Origin of the sequence: Archangium sp. Cb G35, assembly GCF_001896145.1 — a bacterium.
Taxonomy (GTDB): Bacteria; Myxococcota; Myxococcia; order Myxococcales; family Myxococcaceae; genus Archangium; species Archangium violaceum.
Window position 1 is genome coordinate 929,019 of sequence record NZ_MPOI01000001.1, and the last position, 24,097, is coordinate 953,115.

Annotated in this window: 23 protein-coding genes; 10 read left to right on the plus strand and 13 right to left on the minus strand. The window is 69.6% G+C overall.

Features of this window, described 5'->3' with window-relative positions:
• Nucleotides 1-2: 2 nt before the first annotated feature.
• The 9 genes from murD to mraZ are packed head-to-tail and all read right to left on the minus strand — an operon-like array spanning nucleotide 3 to nucleotide 9,788.
• On the minus strand, nucleotides 3-1,379 hold the full coding sequence (gene murD, locus BO221_RS03815; RefSeq protein WP_073558909.1) for a UDP-N-acetylmuramoyl-L-alanine--D-glutamate ligase: 1,377 nt from the start codon (nucleotides 1,377-1,379) through the stop codon (nucleotides 3-5).
• Nucleotides 1,380-1,401: 22 nt separating this feature from the next.
• Complete coding sequence (mraY, locus tag BO221_RS03820) at nucleotides 1,402-2,583, minus strand: phospho-N-acetylmuramoyl-pentapeptide-transferase (RefSeq protein WP_073558910.1); 1,182 nt, start codon at nucleotides 2,581-2,583, stop codon at nucleotides 1,402-1,404.
• The gene (gene murF, locus BO221_RS03825) at nucleotides 2,584-3,984 is read right to left on the minus strand and encodes a UDP-N-acetylmuramoyl-tripeptide--D-alanyl-D-alanine ligase (RefSeq protein WP_073558911.1); all 1,401 of its coding nucleotides are present in this window, start codon (nucleotides 3,982-3,984) and stop codon (nucleotides 2,584-2,586) included. It lies immediately after the preceding gene.
• A gap of 21 nt (nucleotides 3,985-4,005) precedes the next feature.
• The gene (locus BO221_RS03830) at nucleotides 4,006-5,523 is read right to left on the minus strand and encodes a UDP-N-acetylmuramoyl-L-alanyl-D-glutamate--2,6-diaminopimelate ligase (protein ID WP_073558912.1); all 1,518 of its coding nucleotides are present in this window, start codon (nucleotides 5,521-5,523) and stop codon (nucleotides 4,006-4,008) included.
• Nucleotides 5,524-5,572: 49 nt separating this feature from the next.
• Complete coding sequence (locus BO221_RS03835) at nucleotides 5,573-7,579, minus strand: penicillin-binding protein (RefSeq protein WP_073558913.1); 2,007 nt, start codon at nucleotides 7,577-7,579, stop codon at nucleotides 5,573-5,575.
• An 11-nt stretch (nucleotides 7,580-7,590) separates the two neighbouring features.
• Nucleotides 7,591-8,001, minus strand: coding sequence for a cell division protein FtsL (gene ftsL / locus BO221_RS03840; protein ID WP_073558914.1), 411 nt, complete (start codon nucleotides 7,999-8,001; stop codon nucleotides 7,591-7,593).
• Nucleotides 7,998-8,957, minus strand: coding sequence for a 16S rRNA (cytosine(1402)-N(4))-methyltransferase RsmH (gene rsmH, locus BO221_RS03845; RefSeq protein WP_073558915.1), 960 nt, complete (start codon nucleotides 8,955-8,957; stop codon nucleotides 7,998-8,000). Before rsmH ends, ftsL begins: the two co-directional genes overlap by 4 nt.
• Complete coding sequence (locus BO221_RS03850) at nucleotides 8,914-9,291, minus strand: STAS domain-containing protein (protein WP_073558916.1); 378 nt, start codon at nucleotides 9,289-9,291, stop codon at nucleotides 8,914-8,916. The genes rsmH and BO221_RS03850 overlap by 44 nt, the downstream gene beginning before the upstream one ends.
• A 47-nt stretch (nucleotides 9,292-9,338) precedes the next feature.
• On the minus strand, nucleotides 9,339-9,788 hold the full coding sequence (mraZ, locus tag BO221_RS03855) for a division/cell wall cluster transcriptional repressor MraZ (RefSeq protein WP_073558917.1): 450 nt from the start codon (nucleotides 9,786-9,788) through the stop codon (nucleotides 9,339-9,341).
• Between the two features lie 327 nt (nucleotides 9,789-10,115).
• On the opposite strand from mraZ, the gene BO221_RS03860 reads away from it, so the two are divergent.
• Both BO221_RS03860 and BO221_RS03865 read left to right on the plus strand, forming a co-directional pair.
• Nucleotides 10,116-10,718, plus strand: a complete 603-nt coding sequence (locus tag BO221_RS03860; protein ID WP_143195243.1) for a hypothetical protein — start codon at nucleotides 10,116-10,118, stop codon at nucleotides 10,716-10,718.
• A 109-nt stretch (nucleotides 10,719-10,827) separates the two neighbouring features.
• Nucleotides 10,828-11,550, plus strand: coding sequence for a PilZ domain-containing protein (locus BO221_RS03865; RefSeq protein WP_073558919.1), 723 nt, complete (start codon nucleotides 10,828-10,830; stop codon nucleotides 11,548-11,550).
• 21 nt (nucleotides 11,551-11,571) lie between these two features.
• On the opposite strand, the gene BO221_RS03870 is transcribed toward BO221_RS03865, so the two are convergent.
• A complete protein-coding gene (locus tag BO221_RS03870; RefSeq protein WP_073558920.1) occupies nucleotides 11,572-13,377 on the minus strand; it encodes an acyl-CoA dehydrogenase family protein in 1,806 nt (601 codons plus the stop codon).
• A 145-nt stretch (nucleotides 13,378-13,522) separates the two neighbouring features.
• On the opposite strand from BO221_RS03870, the gene BO221_RS03875 reads away from it, so the two are divergent.
• Together BO221_RS03875 and BO221_RS03880 are read left to right on the plus strand one after the other, a co-directional pair.
• Nucleotides 13,523-13,867, plus strand: coding sequence for a hypothetical protein (locus BO221_RS03875; protein ID WP_073558921.1), 345 nt, complete (start codon nucleotides 13,523-13,525; stop codon nucleotides 13,865-13,867).
• A gap of 125 nt (nucleotides 13,868-13,992) precedes the next feature.
• A complete protein-coding gene (locus tag BO221_RS03880; RefSeq protein WP_073558922.1) occupies nucleotides 13,993-14,718 on the plus strand; it encodes a hypothetical protein in 726 nt (241 codons plus the stop codon).
• A gap of 11 nt (nucleotides 14,719-14,729) precedes the next feature.
• On the opposite strand, the gene BO221_RS03885 is transcribed toward BO221_RS03880, so the two are convergent.
• Together BO221_RS03885 and BO221_RS03890 are read right to left on the minus strand one after the other, a co-directional pair.
• Nucleotides 14,730-15,530 (minus strand): hypothetical protein, encoded by an 801-nt coding sequence (locus tag BO221_RS03885; protein ID WP_073558923.1) that lies wholly within the window; start codon nucleotides 15,528-15,530, stop codon nucleotides 14,730-14,732.
• The gene (locus BO221_RS03890; protein ID WP_233165652.1) at nucleotides 15,527-16,555 is read right to left on the minus strand and encodes a phosphatase domain-containing protein; all 1,029 of its coding nucleotides are present in this window, start codon (nucleotides 16,553-16,555) and stop codon (nucleotides 15,527-15,529) included. The genes BO221_RS03885 and BO221_RS03890 overlap by 4 nt, the downstream gene beginning before the upstream one ends.
• Before the next feature lie 217 nt (nucleotides 16,556-16,772).
• Between BO221_RS03890 and BO221_RS03895 the strand changes: the two genes are divergently transcribed.
• The 6 genes from BO221_RS03895 to BO221_RS03920 all read left to right on the plus strand — a co-directional run bounded on the left by BO221_RS03895 (nucleotide 16,773) and on the right by BO221_RS03920 (nucleotide 22,913).
• Entirely contained in the window at nucleotides 16,773-17,798 is a 1,026-nt protein-coding gene (locus BO221_RS03895) for a CarD family transcriptional regulator (RefSeq protein WP_073558925.1), read from the plus strand.
• 25 nt (nucleotides 17,799-17,823) lie between these two features.
• A complete protein-coding gene (locus tag BO221_RS03900; RefSeq protein WP_043401748.1) occupies nucleotides 17,824-18,336 on the plus strand; it encodes a hypothetical protein in 513 nt (170 codons plus the stop codon).
• Nucleotides 18,323-19,285, plus strand: coding sequence for a hypothetical protein (locus BO221_RS03905; RefSeq protein WP_073558926.1), 963 nt, complete (start codon nucleotides 18,323-18,325; stop codon nucleotides 19,283-19,285). The genes BO221_RS03900 and BO221_RS03905 overlap by 14 nt, the downstream gene beginning before the upstream one ends.
• The gene (locus tag BO221_RS03910; protein WP_073558927.1) at nucleotides 19,282-21,114 is read left to right on the plus strand and encodes a glycosyltransferase family 39 protein; all 1,833 of its coding nucleotides are present in this window, start codon (nucleotides 19,282-19,284) and stop codon (nucleotides 21,112-21,114) included. Before BO221_RS03905 ends, BO221_RS03910 begins: the two co-directional genes overlap by 4 nt.
• Before the next feature lie 142 nt (nucleotides 21,115-21,256).
• Nucleotides 21,257-21,880 carry a hypothetical protein gene (locus BO221_RS03915; RefSeq protein ID WP_073558928.1) on the plus strand — a complete coding sequence of 208 codons (624 nt, stop codon included), beginning with the start codon at nucleotides 21,257-21,259 and terminating at the stop codon, nucleotides 21,878-21,880.
• A gap of 130 nt (nucleotides 21,881-22,010) precedes the next feature.
• Entirely contained in the window at nucleotides 22,011-22,913 is a 903-nt protein-coding gene (locus BO221_RS03920; RefSeq protein WP_073558929.1) for an ADP-ribosylglycohydrolase family protein, read from the plus strand.
• On the opposite strand, the gene BO221_RS03925 is transcribed toward BO221_RS03920, so the two are convergent.
• Nucleotides 22,910-24,094 carry an iron-containing alcohol dehydrogenase gene (locus tag BO221_RS03925; protein ID WP_073558930.1) on the minus strand — a complete coding sequence of 395 codons (1,185 nt, stop codon included), beginning with the start codon at nucleotides 24,092-24,094 and terminating at the stop codon, nucleotides 22,910-22,912. The two genes, BO221_RS03920 and BO221_RS03925, sit on opposite strands and share 4 nt — an antisense overlap.
• Between the last annotated feature and the right edge of the window lie 3 nt (nucleotides 24,095-24,097).

A 24,097-nucleotide genomic window follows, 5' to 3' on the forward strand; every position in this document is an offset into this window, starting at 1 on the left:
GCTCAGAGCTCCCTCACGAGGCGTTTGAACGTGTCGCCCCGGTGCTCGAAGTTCTGGAATTGATCGTAGGAGGCGCATGCGGGCGACAAAAGTACAGTGTCGCCGGATCCTGCCAGGGCCCTGGCCCGCCGTACAGCTTCCGCGAGCGTTTCGCAGGCGTAGACGGGACAGCTTCCCTCGTACGCCTGGGCGATCGTCCCGGCGTCCTGGCCGATGGTGAGCACGCCCTTCACCTTGCCGCGGCCCTCGTCGACCATGGGCTGGTAGGGAGCGCCCTTGCCCTTGCCGCCGGCGATGAGGAGCACGTCCTTCTGGAAGGCGCGCAGGGCCACCAGCACCGAGTCCACGTTGGTGGCCTTGGAGTCGTTCACCCACTCCACGCCATCCAGCACGCGCACGCTCTCCAGCCGGTGGGGCAGACCCGGGTAGCTGTCCAGTCCGGCCTGCACCGCCTCGTGCGCCACGCCGGCCAGCCGCGCCAGCAATGCCGCCGCCATGGCGTTCTGCGCGTTGTGGGCCCCGCGCAGCGCGCGGTTGGTGAGGGTGAAGGACTCGCCCTTGTCCCCCGCCCCCTCGAAACGGAAGCCGCCGGGCTGCGCCACCGCCATGCCCGCGAGCTTCGGCGCCTCGGCCACCGGACGCCCGGTGAGGCTGAAACCGTAGACGGGCACCTTGGCGGCCTCGGCCAGCCGCAGCACGTGCGCGTCGTCCGCGTTCACCACGACGAAGTCACCCTGCGCCTGGTTGCGGAAGATGCGGGCCTTGGCCTCGCCGTAGGCCTCGTGGCTCGCGTACCGGTCGATGTGGTCCGGCGTGAGGTTGAGGATGGTGGAGCCCTTGGGCCGCAGGGTGTCGATGCCCTCGAGCTGGAAGCTGGAGAGCTCCACCACCAGCGCGTCCCAGTCACCGGGGGACAGGGCCGCCTCGGCCAGCGGGCGCCCGAGGTTGCCGCCCACGAAGGTGCGCCGGCCACTGCGCGAGAAGAGCTCCCCGGTGAGCGCCGTGGTGGTGCTCTTCCCGTTGGTGCCGGTGATGCCGATGAACGGCAGGTGCGAGAGGTAGCGCCCGGCCAGCTCCACCTCGCCCCAGACGGGCACGCCCGCGGCGCGCGCCTTCTGGATTTCCGGCAGCGCCAGCGGCACGCCCGGGCTCACCACCACGAGCTGCTGCGACTCCAGCAGCCCCGGCGGCGTGGGGCCGGTGACGAGCGTCACGCCCTGCGCCTTCAGCTCGCGCGCCGTGTCGCCCAGGGCGTCCTCGGTGCGAGCGTCCAGCGCCGTCACCCGCGCGCCCCTCGCCAGCAGGAGGCGGATGGCCGCCAACCCGCTCTTGGCGAGCCCATACACCACTACCTTCCGGTCCTTCAGGTCGGGCGTCATGCGCGCCACCCCTCCACACTGCCTACCGAAGCTTGAGCGACAGAATCGCCACGCCCCCGCAGAGGATGGCGACGATCCAGAAGCGGACGATGATCTTCGGCTCGGCCATGCCCTTCAGCTCGAAGTGGTGGTGCACCGGCGCCATCTTGAAGACGCGTTTGCCGGTGAGCTTGAAGGACGTCACCTGGATCATCACGCTGAGGATCTCCGCGAAGAAGACCCCGTGGATGATGGCGGAGACCACCTCGTTCTTGGACAGCACCGCCAGCCCGCCCAGTGCACCGCCCAGCGCGAGCGAGCCGATGTCGCCCATGAAGACGGAGGCCGGGTAGGCGTTGAACCAGAGGAACGAGATGCCGGCGCCCACGATGCTGGCGCAGAAGACGGCCAACTCCGCGCCACCGGGCACCTCGGGGACGCCGAGGTAGCGCCACAGGGGCACGCCCACCACCCGCGTCACGCCCTCCACCGTCTCCACGTCGGCGATGCGCGTCAACGAGCCCGCCACGTAGCAGAGGATGGCGAAGGTGGAGGCCGCGATGATGGTGGGCATGATGGCCAGGCCGTCCAGACCGTCCGTCAGGTTGACGGCGTTGGACGTGCCCACCACGACGATCCACGCGAAGAAGACGTAGAACCAGCCGAAGTCCGGGTTGAACCAGTGCGTGGGCACGAAGGGCAGCGTGAGCTTCGTGTCGATGAGCAGCTTCGGCCCCGTGAAGGCGCCATCCGGCCCCGTCCACGTGCACATGATCCCGAAGATGGCCACCAGGTAGAAGACCGTCTGGAGGATCATCTTGTAGCGGCCGGCCAGTCCCTTGGAGTTGCGCTTGGACAGCTTGAGCCAGTCGTCCAGGAAGCCGATGAAGCCGTAGCCCAGGGTGAGCACCAGCGCCGCCCACACCGCGCGGCTCTTCAGGTCCGCGAAGATGAAGGTGCCGAACGCGATGCACATGAGGATGAGCGCGCCACCCATGGAGGGCGTGCCCTTCTTCTTCTGGTGGGTGTCCGGGGTGTCCTCGCGCACGTTGCTCTGCCCGTGCTGCTTGAGGCGCAGCCAGGCGATGAGCCTCGGGCCCACGAACATGCCCAGCAGCAGCGAGGCCACCGCCGCCGCGACGATGCGGAAGGTGGGGTAGCGCAGGAAGTTGAGCAACCGGGCCGCGTCCGTGCCCTGAATCCACTCGTAGATGAGGAGCAGCACCTAGTGGCTACCTCCAGGCGCGGCGGCACCCGTCAAGCCCGCCACGACCCGCTCGAGCCGCATGCCACGGCTCGCCTTGACCAGCACCACGTCCCCTGCCTTCAGCTGCGGCTGCAACCAGGCCAGCAGCGGCTCCACCTCGGTGAAGTGCGCCGCGTCGTTGCCCAGCCCCGCCGCCTCGTAACCCTTGCGCGAGCGCGGCCCGAAGAAGGCCACCAGCTCCGCCTTGCCCGCCGCCAGCGTGCCCAGCTGCGCGTGCTCCTCCAGCTCGCCGGGCCCCAGCTCCAACATGTCCCCGAGCACCGCCACCTTCCGGCCACCGGGCTGCACCAGCGAGCGCAGCGTGTCCAGCGCCGCGGCCATGGAGGCCGGGTTGGCGTTGTAGCAGTCGTCCACCACGGTGACGCCGTGCAGGCCGTCCACCACGTTGAGCCGGCGCGCGTACGGCCTCGCCGCCTCCAGGCCCTTCACGCACTCCTCGGGGGAGTAGCCCAGGGCCACCGCCAGCGCGAAGGCACCCGTGGCGTTGAGGGCGTTGTGCTCGCCGATGAAGGACAGCTTCACCGGCCAATCCTTGCCCTGGTAGTGCACCGTGACGGCCAGTCCCTCGCGGCCTCGCGGCGTGACACCCGCCAGCCGCACGTCCGCGTTGGCGGCCCGGCCGAAGGTGAGCTTCTTCGCCCGGCTGCGCGCCGCCTGCGGCGGAATGAGCGGGTCATCCACATTCACCACGGCCACGGCCTCGGGCGGCAGCTCGCGGAACATCTCGCCCTCCGCCTCGGCCACGCCCTCGATGCTGCCCAGGCCCTCCAGGTGCTCGGGCTGGATGATGGTGATGACGGCCGCGTCCGGCTTCGACACGCGGGTGAGCCGCGTCATCTCCCCGGGACGGTTCATCCCCATCTCCACCACGGCCGCCACGTGCGAGGGCTCCAGGCGGAACAGCGTCAGGGGCACCCCCACCTCGTTGTTGAGGTTGCCCTCCGTCTTCAGCGCGGATCCCCGGACGGACAGGATGGCGCCCACCATCTCCTTGGTGGTCGTCTTCCCGTTGGAGCCACCCACGGCGCCCACCGGAATCCGGAAGCGCTCGCGGTGCGCACGTCCCAGCCCGCCGAGCGCCGCCAGGGTGTCCTCCACCTCGTAGAGGGTGAAACCCTCCGGGAGCTGGGGAAGCGCCCTGCCCTTCTTCACCACGGCGCCGGCCGCCCCTGCACTGGCGGCCTGCGCGAGGAAGTCGTGCGCATCGAAGCGCTCGCCCTGCAGCGCCACGAAGAGGCACCCGGGCACCAGGGCCCGGGTATCGGTACAGACGGCCGTGAACTCCGCCGCCGGCTGAGCGCCGCGACGGGTGGCCCCGGCCGCCTGCACCACCTGCTCGTCCGAGAATCGTACGGGCATATAAAGGGTCCGCGCTCTCCGTCAGGTACGGATGGCGAGCGCCCGGGCCGCTACCTCGCGGTCATCGAAGGAGCGCTTCTCGGTACCGATGATCTGGTACGTCTCGTGACCCTTGCCGGCGATGAGGACCACGTCGTCCTCCTTCGCCAGGGAGATGGCCGTCTCGATGGCGGCCTTGCGGTCCGCGTCCACGAGGTAGCCCTTCTCCCCGCTCTTGGCCTTGCCCGCGGAGATGCGGCGCATCCCGCTCTTCTCCAGGCCCGGCGTCACCTGCGAGATGATGTCCTCGGGGTCCTCGGTGCGCGGGTTGTCGCTCGTCACCACCGCGAGGTCCGCGGCCTCGGCGGCCGCCGTGCCCATGAGCGGACGCTTGCCCTGGTCCCGGTCCCCACCGCAGCCGAACACCACGATGACGCGGCCCTTGGCCATGGCCCGAGCCGCCTCGAGCGCGCGCTTGAGGGCGTCATCCGTGTGCGCGTAGTCCACCAGCACCGCCGGCGCCTGCGCGGGGCCGTGGTTCTCCACCCGCTCCATGCGGCCGGGCACGCTGCCCATGCGCTCGATGCCCAGCTGCACGTCCTTGCGGCGAGCGAAGCCCGCGCCCAGCGCCAGACCGGCCGCCGCGAGGACATTCTCCAGGTTGTGCGGCCCCAGCAGCCGGCTCTTCACCGGGATGTCACCAGCGGGCGTCTTCAGCACGCCCTTGATGCCCTGCAGGCTGAAGGACGCGTCCGCGGCGGAGATCTCCCCGTTGCCCTGGCGGCTGAACTTCCACGCCATGCGCTTCTGGCCGCGGAGCTCGTTGTAGATGCGGGTGCCGTAGGTGTCGTCGCCGTTCACCACGGCCACGCCCGTCTGGGACAGGTTCTCCACGAAGAGCTTCCGCTTGGCCTGGAAGTACTCCTCGATGTCCTTGTGGTAGTCGAGGTGGTCCCTCGTCAGGTTGGTGAAGGCGGCGGCCTTGAAGGTGATGCCATGCACGCGCTCCTGCATCAGGGCGTGGCTGGACACCTCCATCACCACCGTCTCCACGCCCGCGTCCACCATCTCCTTGAGGATGCGGTGCAGCTCCAGCGGGTCTGGCGTGGTGTGGGCGGTGGGGTGGAACTGGCCGCCCACCTTGTAGCCCAGCGTGCCAATGACACCCGTGGAGGAGTAGGCCGCGGTGGCCATCGCCTCGAGCAGATAGGTGGTGGTCGTCTTCCCGTTGGTGCCCGTGACCCCCAGCATGGTGAGCTTGTCGGCGGGCCGGCCATGGAAATTGGCCGCGATGAGCGCCAGCGCCTTGCGGGCGTTGGACACCTTGAAGAAGGGCACCTGCGAGGACAGGGACTTCTCCGACACCACCGCCACTGCCCCGCGAGACACGGCCTCACCCACGAACTGGGCGCCGTCTTCCTTCGTACCCGGAATTGCGACGAACAAATCGCCCGGCTTCACCTTGCGAGAGTCCTGCGACACCCCCGTCACGTCGACCGGGGTCCGGCCGCCCGAGGTCTGCTCGGCACCACACCCTGCAAGGACATCCGTCAGCTTCATCGTTTCCCCTTCACATGCAGCCGCAGCGAGGCCGAGCTGTCCCGCGGCCTCATTGCCGCGCCGCCAGCTCCAGCGTCACTCGCGCACCCTTCTCCACCAGCGCACCGGCGGCGGGACTCTGCGAAACAACGCGTCCACTACCCAACAATCGAGGCTCCAGGGCCGACGAGAGCAGCTTCGTCACCGCCTCGCGCCCCGCCTGACCCACAACATCCGGAACGCGGACGGAGCCAGGCTCCGCGTTCTCGGTGACTGCCTCCGACACCATGGGCTGAGCCGTCTCCGCACTCGAGGGAGGGGGCTGAGCGGCCGCCACCGGCAGGGCGGTGGACGGCAGCGGCACCTCTCGCGAGGGAGGGACGGCCAGATGGGCCATGGCGGCGGTAGCGATTTCCTTGAAAGCAGGGGCGGCCACCTTTCCCCCGTACACGTCCGTCTTGGGCTCGTCCACAATCACGAGAATGACGGCGCGCGGATTCTCGGCCGGTACCACGCCCACGAAGGAGGCGAGCCGCTTGTCGGAATACCCCCGGGCCACCGGATCCGCCTTTTCGGCGGTGCCCGTCTTGCCTGCCACCCGGTAGTCCTCCATGGCGGCCCTGGGAGCGGTCCCTTCCTTGGTGACCACGCTCTCGAGCATGGAGATGACCTTCTTCGCGGTAGCGGCCGAGACGGCCTGGCGCACCTCGGTGGGCCGGTTCTCCAGCAGCACCACCCCGTCCGGGTCCACCACCTTGGAGACGAGGTAGGGGCGCATCAGCACGCCGCCGTTGGCCAGCGCGCCCCAGGCGGCGGCCATCTGCACGGCGGTGGCGCTCATGCCCTGCCCGAAGGACTGGGTGGCCAGCGACACTTCCGCCTTGGGGAAGGGGATGGAGCCCCTGCCCTCGCCGGGCAGCGCCAGCCCGGTGCGCTCGCCGAAGCCGAAGTCGCGGTAGGACTTCACCAGCCGCTCCCGGCCCATCTGCTGGGCAATCTTGGCGGAGCAGATATTGGAGGACTCGCGCAGCACCACCTGCGGGGTGAGCCAGCCGAGCGGGTGGGTGTCGTGGATGGTGTGCCGGCCGATGTTCCACGCGCCGTTCTCGCAGAAGAAGAGGTCATCCGGCTTGATGACCTTCTCATCCAGCGCACTGGCCACGACGAAGGCCTTCATCGTCGAGCCGGGCTCGAAGACGTCGAGCGCGGCGCGGTTGCGCATGCTGGCACGCGCCTCCTTCTCGGGCGCGTTGGGGTTGAAGCGCGGGTGGTTGGCGATGGCGAGGATTTCCCCCGTCTTCGGCTCCAACACGATGGCCATGCCCGCCACGGCCTTGGCCTCCTCCACCGCGCGGCTCAGGGCCCGCTCGGCGACGAACTGGAGGTGCCGGTCGATGGTGAGGGTGACGGAGGCGCCCTGGCGATCGATGGTGTCCGGAGCGCCGGAGACGAGCAGCTTGCGGCCCTTGGCGTCGCGGAAGCCGGACAGGCGCGAGTTCTGCCCGGACAGCTCGTCCTCGAAGGCCAGCTCCAGGCCCTCGAGGCCGTGGCCGTCCAGGCCCACCATGCCCACCACGTGCGCGCCCAGCTCCTTCTGCGGGTAGAAGCGCTTGGGCTCCTTGGTGAAACCGAAGCCGGGCAGCCCCAGGGCCTTCACCGCCTCCACCTCGCGGGGCGTCACCTGACGCTTCACCCAGGCGAAACGCTTCGCGCGACCGAGCCGGGCGTGCAGCTCCTCCACATCCAGCTTGAGCACCTTCGCGAGCGAGCGCGCGGCCTGCTTCACGTCCGGCAGCATGGAGGGGTCCACCCAGATGGAGTCCACCTCCACGCTCTGGGCGAAGGGCGTGCCGCGGCGGTCGAAGATGTCACCACGGCGGGCGGGGATCTCAATCTGGCGGACGTACTGGTCCTGGGCGAGCCCGCGCAGCTTGTCGCGCTCGAACACCTGGAGCTGCACGGCGCGGCCGAAGGCGGCCAGCAGCAGGGCGACGAAGAAGAAGGCGAGCAGCTTCACGCGAAGCCGCAGCCACTTCTGGTTGGGCTCGGGAGCCCGCGCCGATTTGAAGTCCCTCACGGCCGGCCCCCTCAGTGCGGTGCACCGCGATCGGCCACGCGGACGCTCCGGGCGTCACGGGCCTCCACGCGGGCGTTGCGCTTCTTGCCCGCCGGCTCCGCCGGAAGCGCGATGACGAGCGAGCCCGCGGGCATGGACATGCCGAGCTTCTCGCGCGCCAGCTTCTCCAGCCGCGCCGGGTTCTTCAGGGTGGCCAGCTCCAGCTTCAGCCTGTCGTTCTCCCGGATGAGGGCGCGCTCCTCGGTCTCGGCCTTGGAGAGGCGGTAGCCCATGTCCACCACCAGCACGCGGCTCGCTACGTGGACGAAGCCCACGGCGGCGAAGAGGGCGAAGAGGAAGACCGCGGGCAGCAGGTGCAGCAACACCTCGCCCACCGTCACCCCACTCCCACTGCCACGAGACACTGGCTTGCTGCGGCTCATCGGATCTTCTCCACCACGCGCAGGTGCGCGCTACGGGCACGGGGGTTGGCGGCAATCTCCTCGTCCGAGGGCGCGATGGCCTTGCGCGACACCAGGGCGAAGTCACCCTGGCCGTCACAGACGCACACCGGCAGTCCGGGGGGGCACTTGCAGGCTCCCACCATGTCCCGGAAGGTCTCCTTCACCTTCCGGTCCTCGAGCGAGTGGAACGAGATGACGGCGGCGCGGCCCCCCACCTTCAACAACCGGGGCAGCGCGGCGAGCAGCGACTCCAGGGACTCCAGCTCCTGGTTCACCGCCATGCGCAGCGCCTGGAAGGTGCGGGTGGCCACGTGAATCTTGTTGGGCCAGGCCTTGCGCGGCACGGCGCGCTTGACGGTCTCGGCGGCCTCCAGGGTGCGCGTGGGCAGCGCGCGCTTCAGCTCCCGGGCGATGGGCCGGGCGAAGGGCTCCTCACCGTACTCCTCGAGGATGCGGCGCAGCTCCGCCTCGTCCTCCTCGGCGATGAGCTCGGCGGCGGTGCGGCCCGTGTCGCCCATGCGCATGTCCAGCGGGCCGTCCTTCTGGAAGGAGAAGCCACGCTCGGCCACGTCGAGCTGGGGCGAGGACACGCCCAGGTCCACCAGCACGCCGTCCACCGGAAGCAGATCCGCGGCCACCTCGAGCAGGTCCCCGAAGTTGCCCTGCCGGGCGCTGAAGGCGGGGTACGCGGCGAGCCGGGCGCGGGCGGCCTGGAGCGCGACCGGATCCCGGTCCACGCCCAGCACGGTCGCACCCCGGGCGGCAAGCGCCTCGGAGTGACCACCACCACCCAGTGTGCCGTCGATGATCACCTTCCCCGCTCCCGGTCGAAGGACGTCCACCGATTCACTCAGGAGGACGGTCTGATGGCTGAAGTCAGCCAAGGGGCGCCTAGACGAACGGGGCCCGCGCGAGCGCGAAGGCGGCCCGGGCATCGTTCATATGCGGGTAGAGCTCGAAGACATCATGAGCGCCCGCGGCCCGGAGGATGGCGGCCAGGTAGGGAGACAGCCCGGACAGCTTGATGTCCCCGCCGGCCTTGCGGAAGGCCTCGGCGCGGGCCACCAGGGGCTTCACGCCGCGGTAGTCCAGGTGGCGCACCTCGGCGAGGTCCAGCACCACGTTGCGAAGGCCCCGCTGCATGCGCAGCCCGAGCTCCTCGCAGAGCTGGGTGAGGTCCTTCTCCAGAAGCTCCCCCTCGAGCATGAGGGTCTCCACGCGCCCACTGGAGACCGCGCGGATGCCCTGTGCTTCGGCTACCTGGTTCATGACACCACCTTCCCGGGTTTCCCGCTTCCCGTCGAAAAATCAGCCCACTACTGGCGCAGCTCGGTGAGCACGCGCATGACGTCCGCGCTGGAGGCTTCCTTGCGCGCCTCCTCCTGGGCCCTGGCCCAGCCCTCGCGGCTCCACAGTTCGATCACCTTCACCATCCCCGCCCACACCAGATCCTTGTCCAACCCCGCGTGGGCGCGCAGCGACGGCGGAATCAGCACGCGCCCGAGCTTGTCGAGCGGGCACTCCTGCGCACTGGCCACGTAGAGCCGCATGAGCGTCTTCACCCCTGGCTCCATCGGGTTGCGCTTGGCGAGCGCCGCCTCGAGCTGCTCCCACTCGCGCACCGGGTAGGCATGGAGACAGGGGTCCAACGCCGTCGTGATGATGAGGCGCTCGTCGTACGAGCCCACGAGCGTCTCGCGCAGCCGGGCCGGGAGGCTGGTGCGCCCCTTCGCGTCGATCTGGTGCTCATAGACGCCTCGGAACACGCGAAGAAGTCCACCCTGTCAGCCCGGCCGATCCACATTACGCCACCCGTTCCCACTCCGATCCACTTTGGGCGGCGGAAAATACGCGTGGCCCCCTACCCGGTCAAGAAATGCAACAGGCGCGTACAGGCCCGTGTCGGGCGGGAAAACCTACGGAGGGTGGCTCGGGTGGGGACGCGGGTGGGAACGAGTGGATCGGCGGGCTCGGAATTGACCCCGGCCAGAGGGCTCTGCATTACTGCCGCCCGCTGAGCGCCTGTGCAGGGCCGCTCACGCCTCGCATCCCGGCCGGGGGGGCGGGACCTCATAGAAAATGAAGGTGCACGCATGAACCGCTTGACTCGTCTGATGATGCTCTCCGCGATGACCCTGGGCCTGGTGGCCTGTGGTGGTGCGAAGCTGGGTGGTGGTGAGGAGGGTGCGGCCGCGGCCGCGTTCCAGGCCTCCCAGCCCGCCGGCCGCGGCAGCAAGACCGGGCAGGCCCTCGTGGAGCAGGCGCTGGCCAGCGGCGCCGCGTCCATCACCATCTCGGCCGACTGCACCAAGAGCGGCAAGGCGAGCCTGACGCTGAACGCCGCCGGCGGCGAGCTCGACGGGCTGATCAACTACAGCATCACCTATGATGGCTGCAGCGAGGACGGGAAGAGCGAGTACAACGGCACCATGAACACCTCGCTGGGGATCAGCATCGACCCGAAGTACACCAGCGGCGCCTTCGTCATCGCGATGAAGGGCAAGCTGACCCTCGAGGGCGAGATCTCCGACTTCATCGACGCCGACGTGAAGCTGAAGATGGACTTCATGGCCACGTCGACGCACGCGGGCAGCGTGTCGCTGGTGGTGGACGGCACCATCAAGACCTCCGAGGGCAGCTACGTCTACGCCAACAAGACGGTGGCCATCACCGCGGGCGAGCTGCCGAAGGCCTAGTCGCCCGCTCGCTGTCGCTTTTCCGAGGCCGGACTTCCAAGCTGGAGGCCCGGCCTTGCTTTTGCCCTATGATCCACCCGCCGAGTCATTACAGGGGAGCACCGCTGCCATGAGCCAGAACGCGACGAACCGAGCCCAGGGCGAGGTACGCCTCAAGGTGGCCTACAAGAAACCCGAGGCGCTGCTGAGCGAGTACACGCGCAGCATCGGACGGGGAGGCGTGACACTGCAGACGCAGAAGAGCCTGCCGGTGGGAACGCGCTTCGTCTTCGAGATGCACAACCCCGGGGTGGCCGCGCCGGTGGAGGTGGTGGGCGAGGTGGTGCGGGTGACGGCGCAGCCCAACGGGCGCCACATGATCACCGTGAAGTACGACCCGGGGCAGGATCGGGGCGGACTGGACGCGGTGCTGCAGCGCATCTTCGATCTGCAGGAGTTCGAGAAGCTGCGGCGCTACCCGCGCGTCCCGCTGCACCTGCCGGCGATGGAGGAGGAGACGCCCTTCGCGCCGCCCTTCTTCGTGAGGGATCTGTCGCGGGGAGGGGTGGGCCTGGAGGTGGAGGCGCCCGCGCTGCCGGCCTCGGTGAAGGTGGGCATGCCCTTCATGCTGGAGATGGACCTGGCGCTGGGCACGATGATGCTGCACGGCGAGGTGGCGTGGACGTCGGCGGGAGGGCCCGAGGTGCTGCCCACCTTCGGCGTCACCTTCGGCACCCTGCAGCCGGACTCGGCGGAGCGGCTGGAGAAGCTGCTGTCGCTCGAGTCCATGCCGCCCGCGCCCTGGCGCGCCCGCGTCTGCTTCGGCATGGACGCGGTGATGCGCATGCCGTGAGCAGGAACGCTCCTCCGGGCCCTACACCGCGGACAGCGGATAGCCGCTGGCCTTCTCCACGGCCTGGAGGATCGTCTCGCGCAGCTCCACCGGATCGTACGGCGTGAAGAGCTCCAGCCGAGCCACCTTCGCCAGGTGCTCCTGGAGCGTGTCGCCCTTCACGGTGGCGCACAGCGCGCGCCGGGCCCGGGCGTAGGACTGGACGTTGGCCTCGGTGGCGAACTGCCGCGCCATCGCCACCCGCACCGCGTCCAGCTTCCCGTCCCCCGCCGCCTGGCGCGTGCGCGTCACCACCGAGTCCAGCGCGTATGCGTCCATCACGATGTCCGCCACCGTGGCCAGCACCTCCTGGCGCTGCTCGATCTCCGCTCCGAACGTCTCCGCCGCCACCTTCAGCGTGTAGATGGCCAGCCGCTTGAGGTTCTCCGCCGCCTGCTCCTCCGCGGCCAGCTCGTCCTGAACCCGCGCCTTCGGCAGCCGCCCCGCCGTCAGGTCCTCGTCCACCGCCTGCGCTACCTCGAAGAGCGGCAGCGTGCCCTTCATCGTGCGCTTGAGCAGCATCCCCGCGATGAGCATCCGGTTGATCTCATTGGTGCCCTCGAAGATGCGGTTGATGCGCGCATCCCGGTAGGCGCGCTCCACCGGGTACTCCTCGATGTAGCCCGCGCCACCGTGGATCTGCACCGCGTCGTCCACCACGTACCCGAGCGCCTCCGAGCCGTACACCTTCATGATGGAGGACTCGATGGCGTACTCCTCGATGGCGGCGATGAGGCGCGCGGAGTAGTCGGCGGCCGTCTTGTCCGCCCCCGCCATCACCGCGTCCACCAGGCCCGACGTGCGGTACGTCATGCTCTCCACCGCGTGGATGAGCGTGGTCATCCGCGCCAGCTTCTCCCGGGTGAGCGGGAAGCTCGCGATGGCCGTCTGGAACTGCTTGCGCTCCTGCGCGAAGAGCAGCGCGTTGCGCAGTTGCAGCTTCATGCCGCCGAGCACGCCCGCGCCCAGCTTGAGCCGGCCGTAGTTGAGGATGTTGAAGGCGATCTTGTGCCCCTTGCCCACCTCGCCGAGCAGGTTCTCGCGGGGAATCCGCGCGTCCTCGAAGTAGAGCGGGCACGTGGAGGAGCCACGGATGCCCATCTTGTGCTCCTCGGGCCCCACGGTGAAGCCGGGCGAGCCCCGCTCCACGATGAAGCCGGTGAACTTGTCGCCGTCCACCTTGGCGAACACCACGAACACGTCCGCGAACGCCGCGTTGGTGATGTAGAGCTTGGAGCCGTTGAGGATCCACTCCTTGCCGTCCGGAGACAGCACGGCCTTCGTCCTGGCCCCGAGCGCATCCGAGCCACTCCCCTGCTCCGTGAGGGCGTAGGCCGCCACGAGCTCGCCGGTGGCCAGCTTCGGCAGGTACTTCTGCTTCTGGGCCTCGTTGCCGAACCAGACGATCGGCAGCGTGCCAATGCCCGTGTGCGCACCAAAGGACACGGACCAGGAGCCCTGCAGGCTCATGGCCTCGGCGATGAGCAGCGAGGTGGTCTTGTCCAGGCCCAGGCCGCCGTGGGCCTCGGGGATGTCGATCATCAACAAGCCGAGCTCGCCCGCCCGGCGCAGCAGGTCGCGCAGCAGCGCGTTGTCCTTGGCCTCGATCTTCTCGGCATGGGGAAGGACCTGCTCGGTGGAGAACTGGAGGGCCGTCTTCAGATAGAGACGCTGCTCCTCGGTGAACAGCTCGGGGGTGGTGATGCGCACCGAGCCCACGTCGTTGAACAGGAAGGCACCCCCGACGGGGACCGCACCGGAACGGGCCTGCTCGAGCACTGCTGCCATTCGGAATCCTCCAGGAGGTTGCCTCCTCGCTCGGGAGGCAGTTGTGCCACCGCGCCGGGCAAGATATGGCGCGGTGCATCAGGGCGGTAGTAGCCACAGGCCCGCCCCTTCTCAACCGAGTTGGACTCGCGGAGGAAGTGACGCCATGAAGCTGCGCTGGAACGTGCTGGGAGCCGTGCTGTTGGGACTGGGACTCGTGGGCTGTGGTGCGACGGTGGGCGACGCCTGCACCACGGACGCCGACTGTGGCGACAAGGGCTTCTGCATCAACAACCAGGCATTCACCCCGGGAGGCTACTGCTCGCAGTCTTGCGTGCCCGGCAAGGACGAGACCTGCCCCACGGGCAGCAGCTGTGTGAGCAAGGGCTACGCGGAGGACGTGTCCGCCTGCTTCCTCAAGTGCGGCTCGGATGATGACTGCCGCACGGGCTACAAGTGCACGGGCGGTTTCCAGGGCAATCCCCTCTCCGTCTGCGTGGCCACGAACTGAGCCCTCCGGGGCCGTGCACCCGCGCGGCCTCCCTCGTACGCTGTCCTGCGAGCCAGCCGCATCCCCGAGGGTGCGGCTGCTCATCCCCGGAGACGGACCGGAGATCTCTGCTAGGAAACACGGGCATGAAGAAACTCGTGCCGCTCCTCGCCCTGGCCGTCACCGCATGTAGACCCGCCACCCTCGACCGGGACTTGAAGGACATCCCGGGACTGACCCTCCATGCCCTGTACGATGGCGCGAGTGAAGAGACCGTGCTGCTCAAGTACGACAGCCCCGCGGGCTCGTCGTGCTACCGCATCCCGGCGGAGACCTCGCTCACCGTCAACGGAGAGGCCTTCACCCTGGACAAGCGGGGAGAGCTCTATGACACCCCCAGTGGGTTCTTCGGCTGCGAGTTCCCCCGGTTCAAGGGCCCCGTGCGTCCGGCCGAGGAGCCCCTGACGGATTACGTCCTCTCGGATGGCAAATCGAGCCTGCGCGCCTCCTTCAAGCAACTCCACGCGGCACGGGGCTTCCGGATCAAGGTGAACGGCGTCGAGCAGACCAACACGCTCCGCAACGGGTCCGCGGTGGACATCGAGTGGTTCCCGGTGACCGATATCATCGATGGCGCGCAGGTCACCCTCCGGTTGGACGGTACGCCGGAAGGAGAGGAAGACACCTATACGATCCAGGGCCTGCGCGTGGACGCCAACCACATCCGCTTCGTCCTGGATGTGCGGCGGCTCGGCAACTTCACGCTCCGGGTCACCGCCCAGGGTCAGGCCGGAGTGGAGTCCTGCGAGGGCTTCACCAGCTGCCAGGGGGACTTCGTCGAGGAAGTGCGGATCCCCATGACCATCGAGTAGCCGTCCGGGCCCTATTGCCCCGCCGGAGCTCCGGCCACGGCGGGTGCCCGGGGCGTCGGGTAGATGAAGCACAGCGTCTCGAAGTAGGGCTCGCCGGGCGCCGCGTACACACCACTGAGCGCCCGCGCGGCCTGCGCCAGCTCCGTGCCGAACGAGGGCACGAGGCAGATGTCCTCGGAGGTGGTGAAGCGCCCCTTCAGCCTCCCGAGCCCCTTGCGCAGCGTGGCGATGTCCTGCTTCCCACCGCGCACGGGGACCGAGGGGCCGTTGGCATCGGGCCCCGGCAGCTTCCCCACGCTGGTGGTGAGCTCGAAGCCATCCTGCCGCTGGATGATGCGCAGCTTGCCGGGCGCGGCCTCGGCCAGCCACGCCTGGAAGCCCTGCTCGTCGCGCAGCACCAGCCGGTAGGCGGCCGGGGCATCCGGGTGGAGCAGCCACACCTCACTCGCGGATTCGCGCAGGACGGCGAGCAGCTCGGAGGTCTGCGCGAGGAACGTGTCCGCGTCCGGCACGAGCAGCACGCCCCGCTCCTTCACCCGCTCGCGCAGCCGGGCCTGGTCCTCGGGCCTGGTGGGCACGAACCGCTCCCCACCGAGTTGCACGGACTCTCCCGCCAGCTCCACCCTCAGCACCTTTCCGGGCACGGGCTCGCCGTACACCTCGGCCGGAGCCACCTGGAAGCGCGCGTCCTCCTCCGAGGCGAGCACCGGGAGCGGCGCCGGCTTGAGCGACGAGAGCGGCTCGGCCGGCTTCTCCTCCGTGCAGCCCACGGCCAGCACCATGGCCGCCCACAGCACCCGCTCCAGCCTCATGGCGCCTCCTCCACGCGCGGCGCCGCCTCGGGAAACGCGGCGGTGACACACTCCCTCCGGGCGAGTCCCGCCTGGGTGGCGTGCAGGGCGGCCGTGCTCGCGTCCTTGAAGAGCACCATGTCCTGGAAGCGGCTGGCGTTCGCGCTGTTCCCCGCGTCGCGGATGTAGATGGCCCGCACGCGGCCGGGGAACTCCTCGCGGATCTGCGCGTAGACCTCCGGGTCCTTCTCGCCCGAGTCCCCCACGAGCACCACCGGATGGGGGAAGCGGTGCAACAGGCTCCGGATGAGGGGCTGCTTGTAGGTGGAGAGCGTGCCCGGCCCGAAGTCGCGCAGGAAGAGACCGAAACCCGTGGGGAAGCGGTGCCGCTCGAGGAAGGCCCCCACCCGGGGGATGAACTGGACGGGCGAGCCACTCACCAGCGCGAAGCCCGGCGGCGTCTTCTCCTCGGCCCCGAGGCACCCATAGAAGCCCGGCATGCCGGGAACGGCCTTCTGCGTGTCCTCGTCCCTCAGCAGCGCGTTGGCGGCCAGCTTTGCCGGCTTCGTCACCTCGGAGATGGCCAGCGTGTCGTCGAAGTCGGAGACGACGAGGAAGGGGGCCGCGTCCGCGAGGATCTCCACGAAGGCCGTGGCCGACGCGCCCGTCACGCGGGCCTGGGCGGAGGAGCGGCCCGGAGCAAAGGAGCGCCCCTCGGGCGGCTGGAGGGTGACCTGGAAGTTGCCGTCCTCCGCGCTGGTGACGATGGCCGTCACCCCCTCGAAGGAAACCTCCACCTTCGCCCCCACCCAATTGCGGGCCGCCAGGCTGCGCAGGTTTCGGGTCAGGGCCGAGCTCCCATGAGGCGTGTCGGCGAGGACCCGCCCCTGGAGGGTGACGCTCCCGGGACGGCCGAGCGACGGGGAGAGCAGCACCGCCGGGTCCGCGAGCACGGGGGCGGAGGCCAGGGTGAGAACGAGCGCGGCGAGGCGGGCGGAGGCGTTCACCAGGAGGAGGTCCATCGGGGCAAGTGTTGAGCGGCGCATGATACCCGGGGCCACCGCGCCGCAGGGGTCCTGGCGCTTCGGACCTGTTGCGTCCTGTAGCGGAAAAAGACCCTCCCCCACCCTCCAGGCCCCGGGGCGCACGCCCGGCTGGACGCCCGGATCTCCTGGGACCGGACATCCGCCCCTCCTAAGTCGTGGCATCCGTTGAGGGTTGATGCTACGACCACTCACTGCTCTCGCGTCTCATGAGGGGGACATGCCAGAAGGCTCCGCGTCACTCCAGCTCGCGGTTGGCGACCGGGTGGTCTACCCGAATCAAGGTGTCTGCCGCGTCTCGGCCATTGATGTGAAGGAGGTGGCCGGGCAGAAGCTCACCTTCGTCACCATGCACCGGGAAGAGGATGGGGCGAAGGTGATGGTGCCCCAGACCAAGGTGATCTCCATCGGCGTCCGCAAGGTGGCGGGCCCCGAGGATGTCAAACAGGTCTTCGAGTTCCTGCGCTCCGACAGCGACAAGGCGGACCTGGACTGGAAGATGCGCGCGCGCACCAACCAGGACCGCATGGCCCAGGGTGGCCTCATCGGCATGGCCGAGGTGGTCAAGGGCCTGCAGGTGCTCAGCGAGCTGCGCCCGCTGCCCACCAAGGAGCGTGAGCTGTACGACAACGCTCGCCACCTGCTGGTGTCGGAAATCGCCGCCGCGCTCAACACCTCGGACTGCAACGCCGAGGACGCCATCGACCTGGTGCTCTTCCCGCCCGGCCGTGAGCGCCCCAAGCGCACCGCCGCCGAGTTCGCGCCCCGCCCTGGAGAGGGGGACGAGGATCTCGGCCTGGACGCCGACCTGCTCGGGCTCGACAGCGAGCTGGACCTGCCTCCGGACGAGGAGGAAGCCCCCGCCGAGGAGGAGGAGGAGTCCTCCGAGGAAGCCGGCGAGGAGGACGAGGAGGGCGAGGAGAAGCCCCGCAAGAAGGCCGCGGCCATGCCCGCCGAGGGTGGTGCCGAGGGCGCGCCCAAGAAGCGGGGCCGTCCGCCCAAGCCCAAGCCCGAGGGCGCCGAGGCCGCCGCGCCCAAGAAGCGCGGCCGCCCGCCCAAGGCGAAGCCCGAGGGCGCCGAGGCTCCCGCGCCCAAGAAGCGGGGCCGTCCGCCCAAGCCCAAGCCCGAGGGCGCCGAGGCCGCCGCGCCCAAGAAGCGCGGCCGCCCGCCCAAGGCGAAGCCTCCCGAGACGGAGGCCGAGGACCAGGATGCCGACCTCGATGACGACATCGAGGCCGATGAGTGACACCCGTCTTTCGAGGTGACGCCCCGTGATTCGCGTCGTGACGTTGGACTCCTTCGACGAAAAGCAGATCGCGAAGCTCTGCCAGACGCTCTACACGGCGTTTGGCGTGGGCAGCGAGCACTCCGGCCAGAAGGAGGTGCCCGCGGACCTGTCCGACCCGCTGGATGCCGAGAAGCTGCTCACGGAGATGAAGGGCATCCGGGCCTATGAGGACGACAAGGTCCTCTTCATCACCTCGCGCAAGCTGAAGGAGCGCGAGCTGGCCGGCGGCAAGGCCCCCACCCCGGGCTTCGCCCAGTACAACAAGAGCCGGGCCATCATCAGCACCCACGGGTTCAAGGACCTCGAGACGTCCTTCAAGCCCGTGGCCCGCAACGCGCTGCAGCAGATTGGCCACCTGTGGGGCCTGCACCACTGCCTGGATCCGCGCTGCTCCATGTATCCACCCTGGACGCCCTCGTTCTCCTCGGGCGAGCCCACCTTCTGCACCTTCTGCCGCGACAAGAGCGAGCAGAAGCTCCGCCTTGCGAAGTCCTAGCTCCCTCTTGCGCGCCCTTCCCCTGGTGGAGCTGGGGGGGATGCTGCTCGTCGCGCTCGTCTGTCTCGTCTTCCAGCTCCGCCAGCCCGGCCACCTCGTTTCCGAAGCGGACTACCGCACGGTGGAGGGCTGGCTGCGCACCGAGGCCCGGCCCGGCGACGCGGTGCTGCTCTTCCCGTGGTGGACCGAGCGGGCCCGCATCTACGTGCCGCCAGAGGTGCCGGTGTACGGCTACCTCGGCTCGGACAAGAACGATCTGAGCGCGCACCCGCGCGTCTGGGTGCTGGGCCAGCCGGAGCAGCCTCGGGCTGGGGAAGCGGACTTCCGGGCCGCGTTCCTGCCCGGGCGCACCGCCGTGGGAGCCCCGCGCCGCGCGGGCAGCCTGGAGCTGACGCTGTACGAGAACGGCCGCTACCGGCCCCGGCGCTTCGTGGCGTCGGAGGCGTACGCGAAGGCCCGCGTCTACCTGGAGGCCCAGGATGGCGCGAGGACCGAGTGCCCCTTCGACGGGCGCGTGCACCGCTGCCCCGGGCCGCCGCACCTGTACGTGGCGCCCGAGTGGCATGAAATCCACTTCGAGCCGCGCCGCTGCCTGTGGATGCATGCGCCGGGCGGGACGCAGCGGCTGGTGGCCGAGTTCGCGGGAGTGCCAGCGGATACGGAGCTGCGGCTGGAGGGCGGGCTCATCTCCGAGTACGCCTCGCACCACGACGCGCGGCTGAGCACCGCGTACTACGGCGTGGAGGACGCGGCCACGCGCGAGCCGTTGCTGGAGATCGCCCAGCAGCCGGGCCTGGAGGGCCTGCAGAAGGCGTGGCGCGCGCTGCCGCCGGGCGAGCCCCGCACGGTGAAGGTGTGGGTGCGGGCGGAAAATCCGGAGCGGCGGCAGGTGTGCCTGGACGTGTTCGCGCTCGGGGACGGGGCGGTGGTTTCCAGGGAGGGCACATGACGGCGGGCCGGGCCGCGACGCGGGAGGAGCGCTGGCTGGCGCTGGGGCTGTGGGTGCTGGGCTTCGTGGCGCTGTGGGCCACCGAGTCGGCGGTGGGCTTCACGCGCGACGAGAGCGTCTACTTCTACGCGGGCGAGAGCTATGCCCGCTGGTTCCAACAGCTCTTCCGCGAGCCCGCGCGGGCGCTCACCGACGCGGCCATCGTGCGCGCCTGGGACTACAACCACGAGCACCCGGCGCTGATGAAGGAGCTGTTCGGGCTGTCGCACCTGCTCTTCCACGAGACGCTCGGGTGGCTGCGCCCGGCGGCGGCCTTCCGGCTTCCGGCCTTCGCGATGTCGGCGCTGGTGCCCGCCCTCACCTTCCTGCTGGGCAGCGCGGTGTATGGCCGCACCGCGGGACTGTTCGCCGCCCTCTCCTTCCTGCTCGTCCCGCGCCAGTACTTCAACGCGGAGCTGGCCTGCTTCGACATGCCCATCGCGGCCATGTGGCTGCTGGTGGTGTACGCCTTCTGGCGCGCGCTGGAGGACCGGAACTGGGGCGTGCTGTGCGGCGTCTTCTTCGGCCTGGCGCTGTGCACCAAGCACAACGCGCTCTTCCTGCCCTTCATCCTCGCGCCCTTCGCGCTGTGGCGCGCGTGGACCACCACCGTGGACCGGCCGGAGGCACGCGTCTGGCTCTGGCGCGTGCTGGGGCTCTTCGCGGCGGTGGCGGTGCTGTACGGACTGCTGGTGGTGAGCCTCGGGCCCGCCGGCTTCCAGCGGAAGTTCTTCCTGCTCAGCCCGCACACGCTGCTCTTCGCGGTGCTGGCGGTGGGAGCGCTGGGGATGTTGCACCTGCAGAACGAGGTGCACCCGCCCTCGGCGCTCGCCCTGCTGCCCATGGCCACCATGGCGGTGTTCGGGCCCATCATCTTCTACCTGCACTGGCCCTACCTGTGGCACGCGCCGGTGGACCGGACGGCCTGGTACCTGAACTTCCACGCCACGCACAACCACTACACCTGGTTCTACCTGGGGAAGCTGCTGCGCGAGCCGCCCTTCCCGCTCGAGTACGTGGTGGTGAAGACGGCGCTCACCGTGCCCACCAGCCTCTTCGTGCCGATGGTGACGGGGTGGCTGGCGTTCGCCGGCCGCGCGGTGTTGAGCCTCTTCGAGCGAACGAAGTCCCTGGTGCGCGAGCCCTCGCTGGCCGAGTGCCTGGTGGGCCTCAACGCGGTGGCCTCCATCCTCATCATCAGCCATCCGCAGGTGCCGCACTTCGGAGGGGTGAAGCACTGGTTTCCGTCCATGCCCTTCCTGGGGATTCTGGCGGGCGTGGCGGTGACGCGGGGCTGCGAGGCGCTCGTGGAGCGGCTGCGCGTGCGCTGGCCGAAGCTGTCCCTGGCGGCGGTGGCGGCACCCGTGTTCACGCTGCTGATGCTGCCGGCGCTCATCGGGCTGGTGCGCGTGTTCCCGTACGGGACGAGCTTCTACTCGGAGCTGGCGGGAGGCCTGCCGGGCGCGGCGTCACTGGGGATGCAGCGCCAGTTCTGGTCGAGCAACGTGACGGCGGTGCTGCCGTGGATCAACGAGCACGCGCCGCGCAACGCTCGCGTCTTCCTGCACGAGGTGCACGGGCTCTCGTTCCGCGACTACCAGCGCAACGGGCTGCTGCGGAGCGATCTGCAACCGGGGGGGCCGTTCGACTCGGACGTGGCGGCGTACCAGTACCACCAGGAGTTCCGTGAGCACGAGTTCAACGTCTGGCAGGCCTATGGGACGCGGACGCCGGCCACGGGGCTGTACCTGGACGAGACGCCGCAGATCATCGTCTACCAGCGCCGCTGAACGATGACGCGGTGCGTAGGCGCGCGGCGGTGATTTCACTGACTGTTCAAGGACAGACGGCGAGTAGCCCCCCAGGGCTGGGGGCGTGGTTTCCGGGTTAGGCTCGGGTCACGACCATGGTGGAAGTCATCTGGAGGGGCACATGACTCGGTGGATGAAGGCCGTAGCGGTGGTGGCGCTGGGCGCGGTGGGCTGTACGCAGGAGCAGAAGCCGGCGGCGGCCAGACGCGCGGAGCTGAAGATGGTGAGCGGCTCCACGATGGAGATCATCCCGGCGGCGGGGCAGTACCCCTACTGCATGCTCTTCACGGTATCCGAGAAGGGCATCATCCGGCAGCTGACGATGACGCGGGAGAACCGGTCCATCAAATGCGACGCCGGCAAGCGCATCTACAACTCGAGCTTCCGGGTGCCGGTGGAGGAGGGAAAGGTCAAGGCGTACGTCTTCTTCTCGGACCAGCGCATCCAGGCGGGCTCGGTGGCGCAGCAGCTGTATGACCTGAGGGACAAGCCGCAGCTGACGGCGATGGACTTCCGGCTGCCGGGCTCGGTGTCGGTGGAGACGCTGGAGTTCACACCGCAGCCGGGAGGCGAGCCGGTGACGGGCGCGGTGGTGGGCACCACGGACATCGAGACAAACGCCGAAGGAAGCCAGACCGAGGAGGCCGAGGTGGAGGAGCCGGGGCAGGACATGGCGCCGCCGAAGGTGACGCCGCCGCCGAATGGAGGAGGCAGCGGCCTGACGGCCACGGACGCCGTGAAGTAACGCCACTACCGGCCCACCTGCCCCAACAACATCCCCTCTCCCCTCGGGAGAGGGACGGGGTGAGGGTGCCCGGGCCCGTACTCCCCGCCGTGAGCCAAAGCCGTTCCCCTGTGAGGCGGTCAGAAGTCCGATGAGCCTGAACGCGAGCGAACGCGCGGCCCTGTCCCTGGAGGGACTGTCCACGGGAGATGCCTTCGGGGATCAGTTCTTCCGCCTGGGCGAGCAGGAAGAATCCCTCATCACGGCGAAGACGGTGCCGCCCGGATCCTGGCCCTACACGGACGACACCGAGATGGCGCTCTCGGTGGTGGCCATGATCCAACGGCACGGAGCCATCGAGCAGGACGCACTCGCGCGCGACTTCGCCCACCATTACGACCCGTCGCGAGGCTACGGCCCCGCGATGCACCGGGTGCTGAACGCCATCCGCGAGGGACAACCCTGGGCGGAGGTGACGCGGCGCGAGTTCTCGGGACAAGGCTCGTGGGGCAATGGAGCGGCGATGCGCGTGGGCCCACTGGGCGCGTACTTCGCCGGGGACATGAAGGCCGTCGTCGAGCAGGCCCACCGGTCCGCCGAAGTCACCCACGCGCACCCCGAGGCCCTCGCGGGAGCCATCGCCGTCGCGGTAGCAGCGGCACTGGCCTGGAACGCGCGCCAGGAGAACCCCCTGCCCGGCCGGGCCGAGTTCCTGGACCGCATCCTGCCGTTCGTGCCTCCGAGTGACGTCCACAGCCGGCTGCGCAAGGCGCGAGACTTCCCCACGAGCGCCACCCTGCCCTTCGCTGTCAGCGTGCTGGGCAACGGCACCGGCCTGTCGGCGCAGGACACGGTGCCGTTCGCGCTGTGGTGCGCGGGCGAGCGGCTGGATGACTACGAGCAAGCGCTCTGGCTCACGGTCAGCGGAGGAGGAGACCGGGACACCACCTGCGCGATGGTGGGGAGCATCGTGGTGCTCGCCACCGGACTCGAGCGCATTCCGCCCTCCTGGCGCGCGGCCCGGGAGCCGTTGCCCGGAGGGGCGGTCCGCTAGAACGACTCGCGGAGCATCGCGAGCAGTTCCTGCTGGGAGCACGGGCGCGGGTTGGCGCGGTGCGAGGCATCCACGAAGGCCTTCTCGGAGATGCGGACCAGGTCCTTCTCCTGAACGCCCGCGTCACGCAGACGCAGGGGAATGCCGATGGTGGCGTTCAGCTTGCGAACCCGCTCGATGGCATTGCCCGCGAGCACCTCTTCGCGCGCGTTCGAGGTATCCCCCATGGCGAGGGCGACGCGGGCCAGGCGCGCGGTGCTGACGGGGCGGTTGAACTCCATCACCACGGGCAGGACGATGGCGTTGGCCAGACCGTGGTGCACGCCGGAAATGGGCGTGAGCGCGTGCGCCAGCGAGTGGCATGCCCCGAGCCCCTTCTGGAAGGCCATGGCGCCCTCCATGGCGGCCACCATCATGTCGGTGCGGGCCGTGAGGTCCCGCCCGTCCTGGAACGCCCGGGGCAGCGAGCGGGCCACGCGGGCGATGCCGTCGATGGCGACCGCGTCCGCGAGCGGGTGGAAGCCATTGGACAGGTAGGCCTCCAGGCAGTGCGTGAGGGCATCCATGCCCGTGGCCGCGGTGGGCCCGGGAGGCAGGCCGAGCGTCAGCTCGGGGTCGCAGATGGCGGCCCTGGGCATGAGGAACGGGCTGAAGATGACCGTCTTGCGCCCGGTGTCCGAGAGCGTCACCACGCCCGAGCGGCTCACCTCCGAGCCCGTGCCCGCCGTGGTCGGGATGGCGATCAGCGGCGGCATGTTGTCGCGCACGTACTGGTCCCCGCCCGTGGCGTCGTCGTAGCGCGACAGGGGCGGCTCATGCGTGGTGAGCACCTGCACCAGCTTCGCCGCGTCCAGCGGGCTGCCACCGCCAATGGCGATGATGCCGTCGCACTTGTTGGCCCGGTAGGCCTCCAGGCCCGCGAAGGCATCGCGCTCGGTGGGGTCCGGCTTCACCTCCTCGAAGGTGGCGAAGCCGACACCGGCCTCCTTGAGCACGCCGTACAGGCGCTGGGCCAGTCCGGCCTTCACCACGCCCGCGTCGGTCACCACGAGGGGGCGCTTCATGTTCAGCCGCGCCACCTGCGCGGGAAGCCGCTGCAGGGCACCGGCCCCGAGGACGATCTTCGTGGGCCAGGACAGCTCGGTGATGCGCGGCTCGCTCGGCATGTCGAACGGTTTCATCGG

What these genes read in the sequence shown, in the direction of transcription:
- murD (WP_073558909.1), bottom strand. Translation starts at nt 1,379, where the DNA reads ATGACGCCCGACCTGAAGGACCGGAAGGTAGTGGTGTATGGGCTCGCC.
- BO221_RS03895 (WP_073558925.1), top strand. Translation starts at nt 16,773, where the DNA reads ATGCCAGAAGGCTCCGCGTCACTCCAGCTCGCGGTTGGCGACCGGGTG.
- BO221_RS03925 (WP_073558930.1), bottom strand. Translation starts at nt 24,094, where the DNA reads ATGAAACCGTTCGACATGCCGAGCGAGCCGCGCATCACCGAGCTGTCC.
- BO221_RS03915 (WP_073558928.1), top strand. Translation starts at nt 21,257, where the DNA reads ATGACTCGGTGGATGAAGGCCGTAGCGGTGGTGGCGCTGGGCGCGGTG.
- ftsL (WP_073558914.1), bottom strand. Translation starts at nt 8,001, where the DNA reads ATGAGCCGCAGCAAGCCAGTGTCTCGTGGCAGTGGGAGTGGGGTGACG.
- BO221_RS03920 (WP_073558929.1), top strand. Translation starts at nt 22,011, where the DNA reads ATGAGCCTGAACGCGAGCGAACGCGCGGCCCTGTCCCTGGAGGGACTG.
- BO221_RS03830 (WP_073558912.1), bottom strand. Translation starts at nt 5,523, where the DNA reads ATGAAGCTGACGGATGTCCTTGCAGGGTGTGGTGCCGAGCAGACCTCG.
- BO221_RS03885 (WP_073558923.1), bottom strand. Translation starts at nt 15,530, where the DNA reads ATGAGGCTGGAGCGGGTGCTGTGGGCGGCCATGGTGCTGGCCGTGGGC.
- BO221_RS03860 (WP_143195243.1), top strand. Translation starts at nt 10,116, where the DNA reads ATGAACCGCTTGACTCGTCTGATGATGCTCTCCGCGATGACCCTGGGC.
- BO221_RS03910 (WP_073558927.1), top strand. Translation starts at nt 19,282, where the DNA reads ATGACGGCGGGCCGGGCCGCGACGCGGGAGGAGCGCTGGCTGGCGCTG.
- BO221_RS03870 (WP_073558920.1), bottom strand. Translation starts at nt 13,377, where the DNA reads ATGGCAGCAGTGCTCGAGCAGGCCCGTTCCGGTGCGGTCCCCGTCGGG.
- rsmH (WP_073558915.1), bottom strand. Translation starts at nt 8,957, where the DNA reads ATGCCCGGGCCGCCTTCGCGCTCGCGCGGGCCCCGTTCGTCTAGGCGC.
- BO221_RS03850 (WP_073558916.1), bottom strand. Translation starts at nt 9,291, where the DNA reads ATGAACCAGGTAGCCGAAGCACAGGGCATCCGCGCGGTCTCCAGTGGG.
- BO221_RS03890 (WP_233165652.1), bottom strand. Translation starts at nt 16,555, where the DNA reads ATGCGCCGCTCAACACTTGCCCCGATGGACCTCCTCCTGGTGAACGCC.
- BO221_RS03875 (WP_073558921.1), top strand. Translation starts at nt 13,523, where the DNA reads ATGAAGCTGCGCTGGAACGTGCTGGGAGCCGTGCTGTTGGGACTGGGA.
- BO221_RS03880 (WP_073558922.1), top strand. Translation starts at nt 13,993, where the DNA reads ATGAAGAAACTCGTGCCGCTCCTCGCCCTGGCCGTCACCGCATGTAGA.
- BO221_RS03865 (WP_073558919.1), top strand. Translation starts at nt 10,828, where the DNA reads ATGAGCCAGAACGCGACGAACCGAGCCCAGGGCGAGGTACGCCTCAAG.
- murF (WP_073558911.1), bottom strand. Translation starts at nt 3,984, where the DNA reads ATGCCCGTACGATTCTCGGACGAGCAGGTGGTGCAGGCGGCCGGGGCC.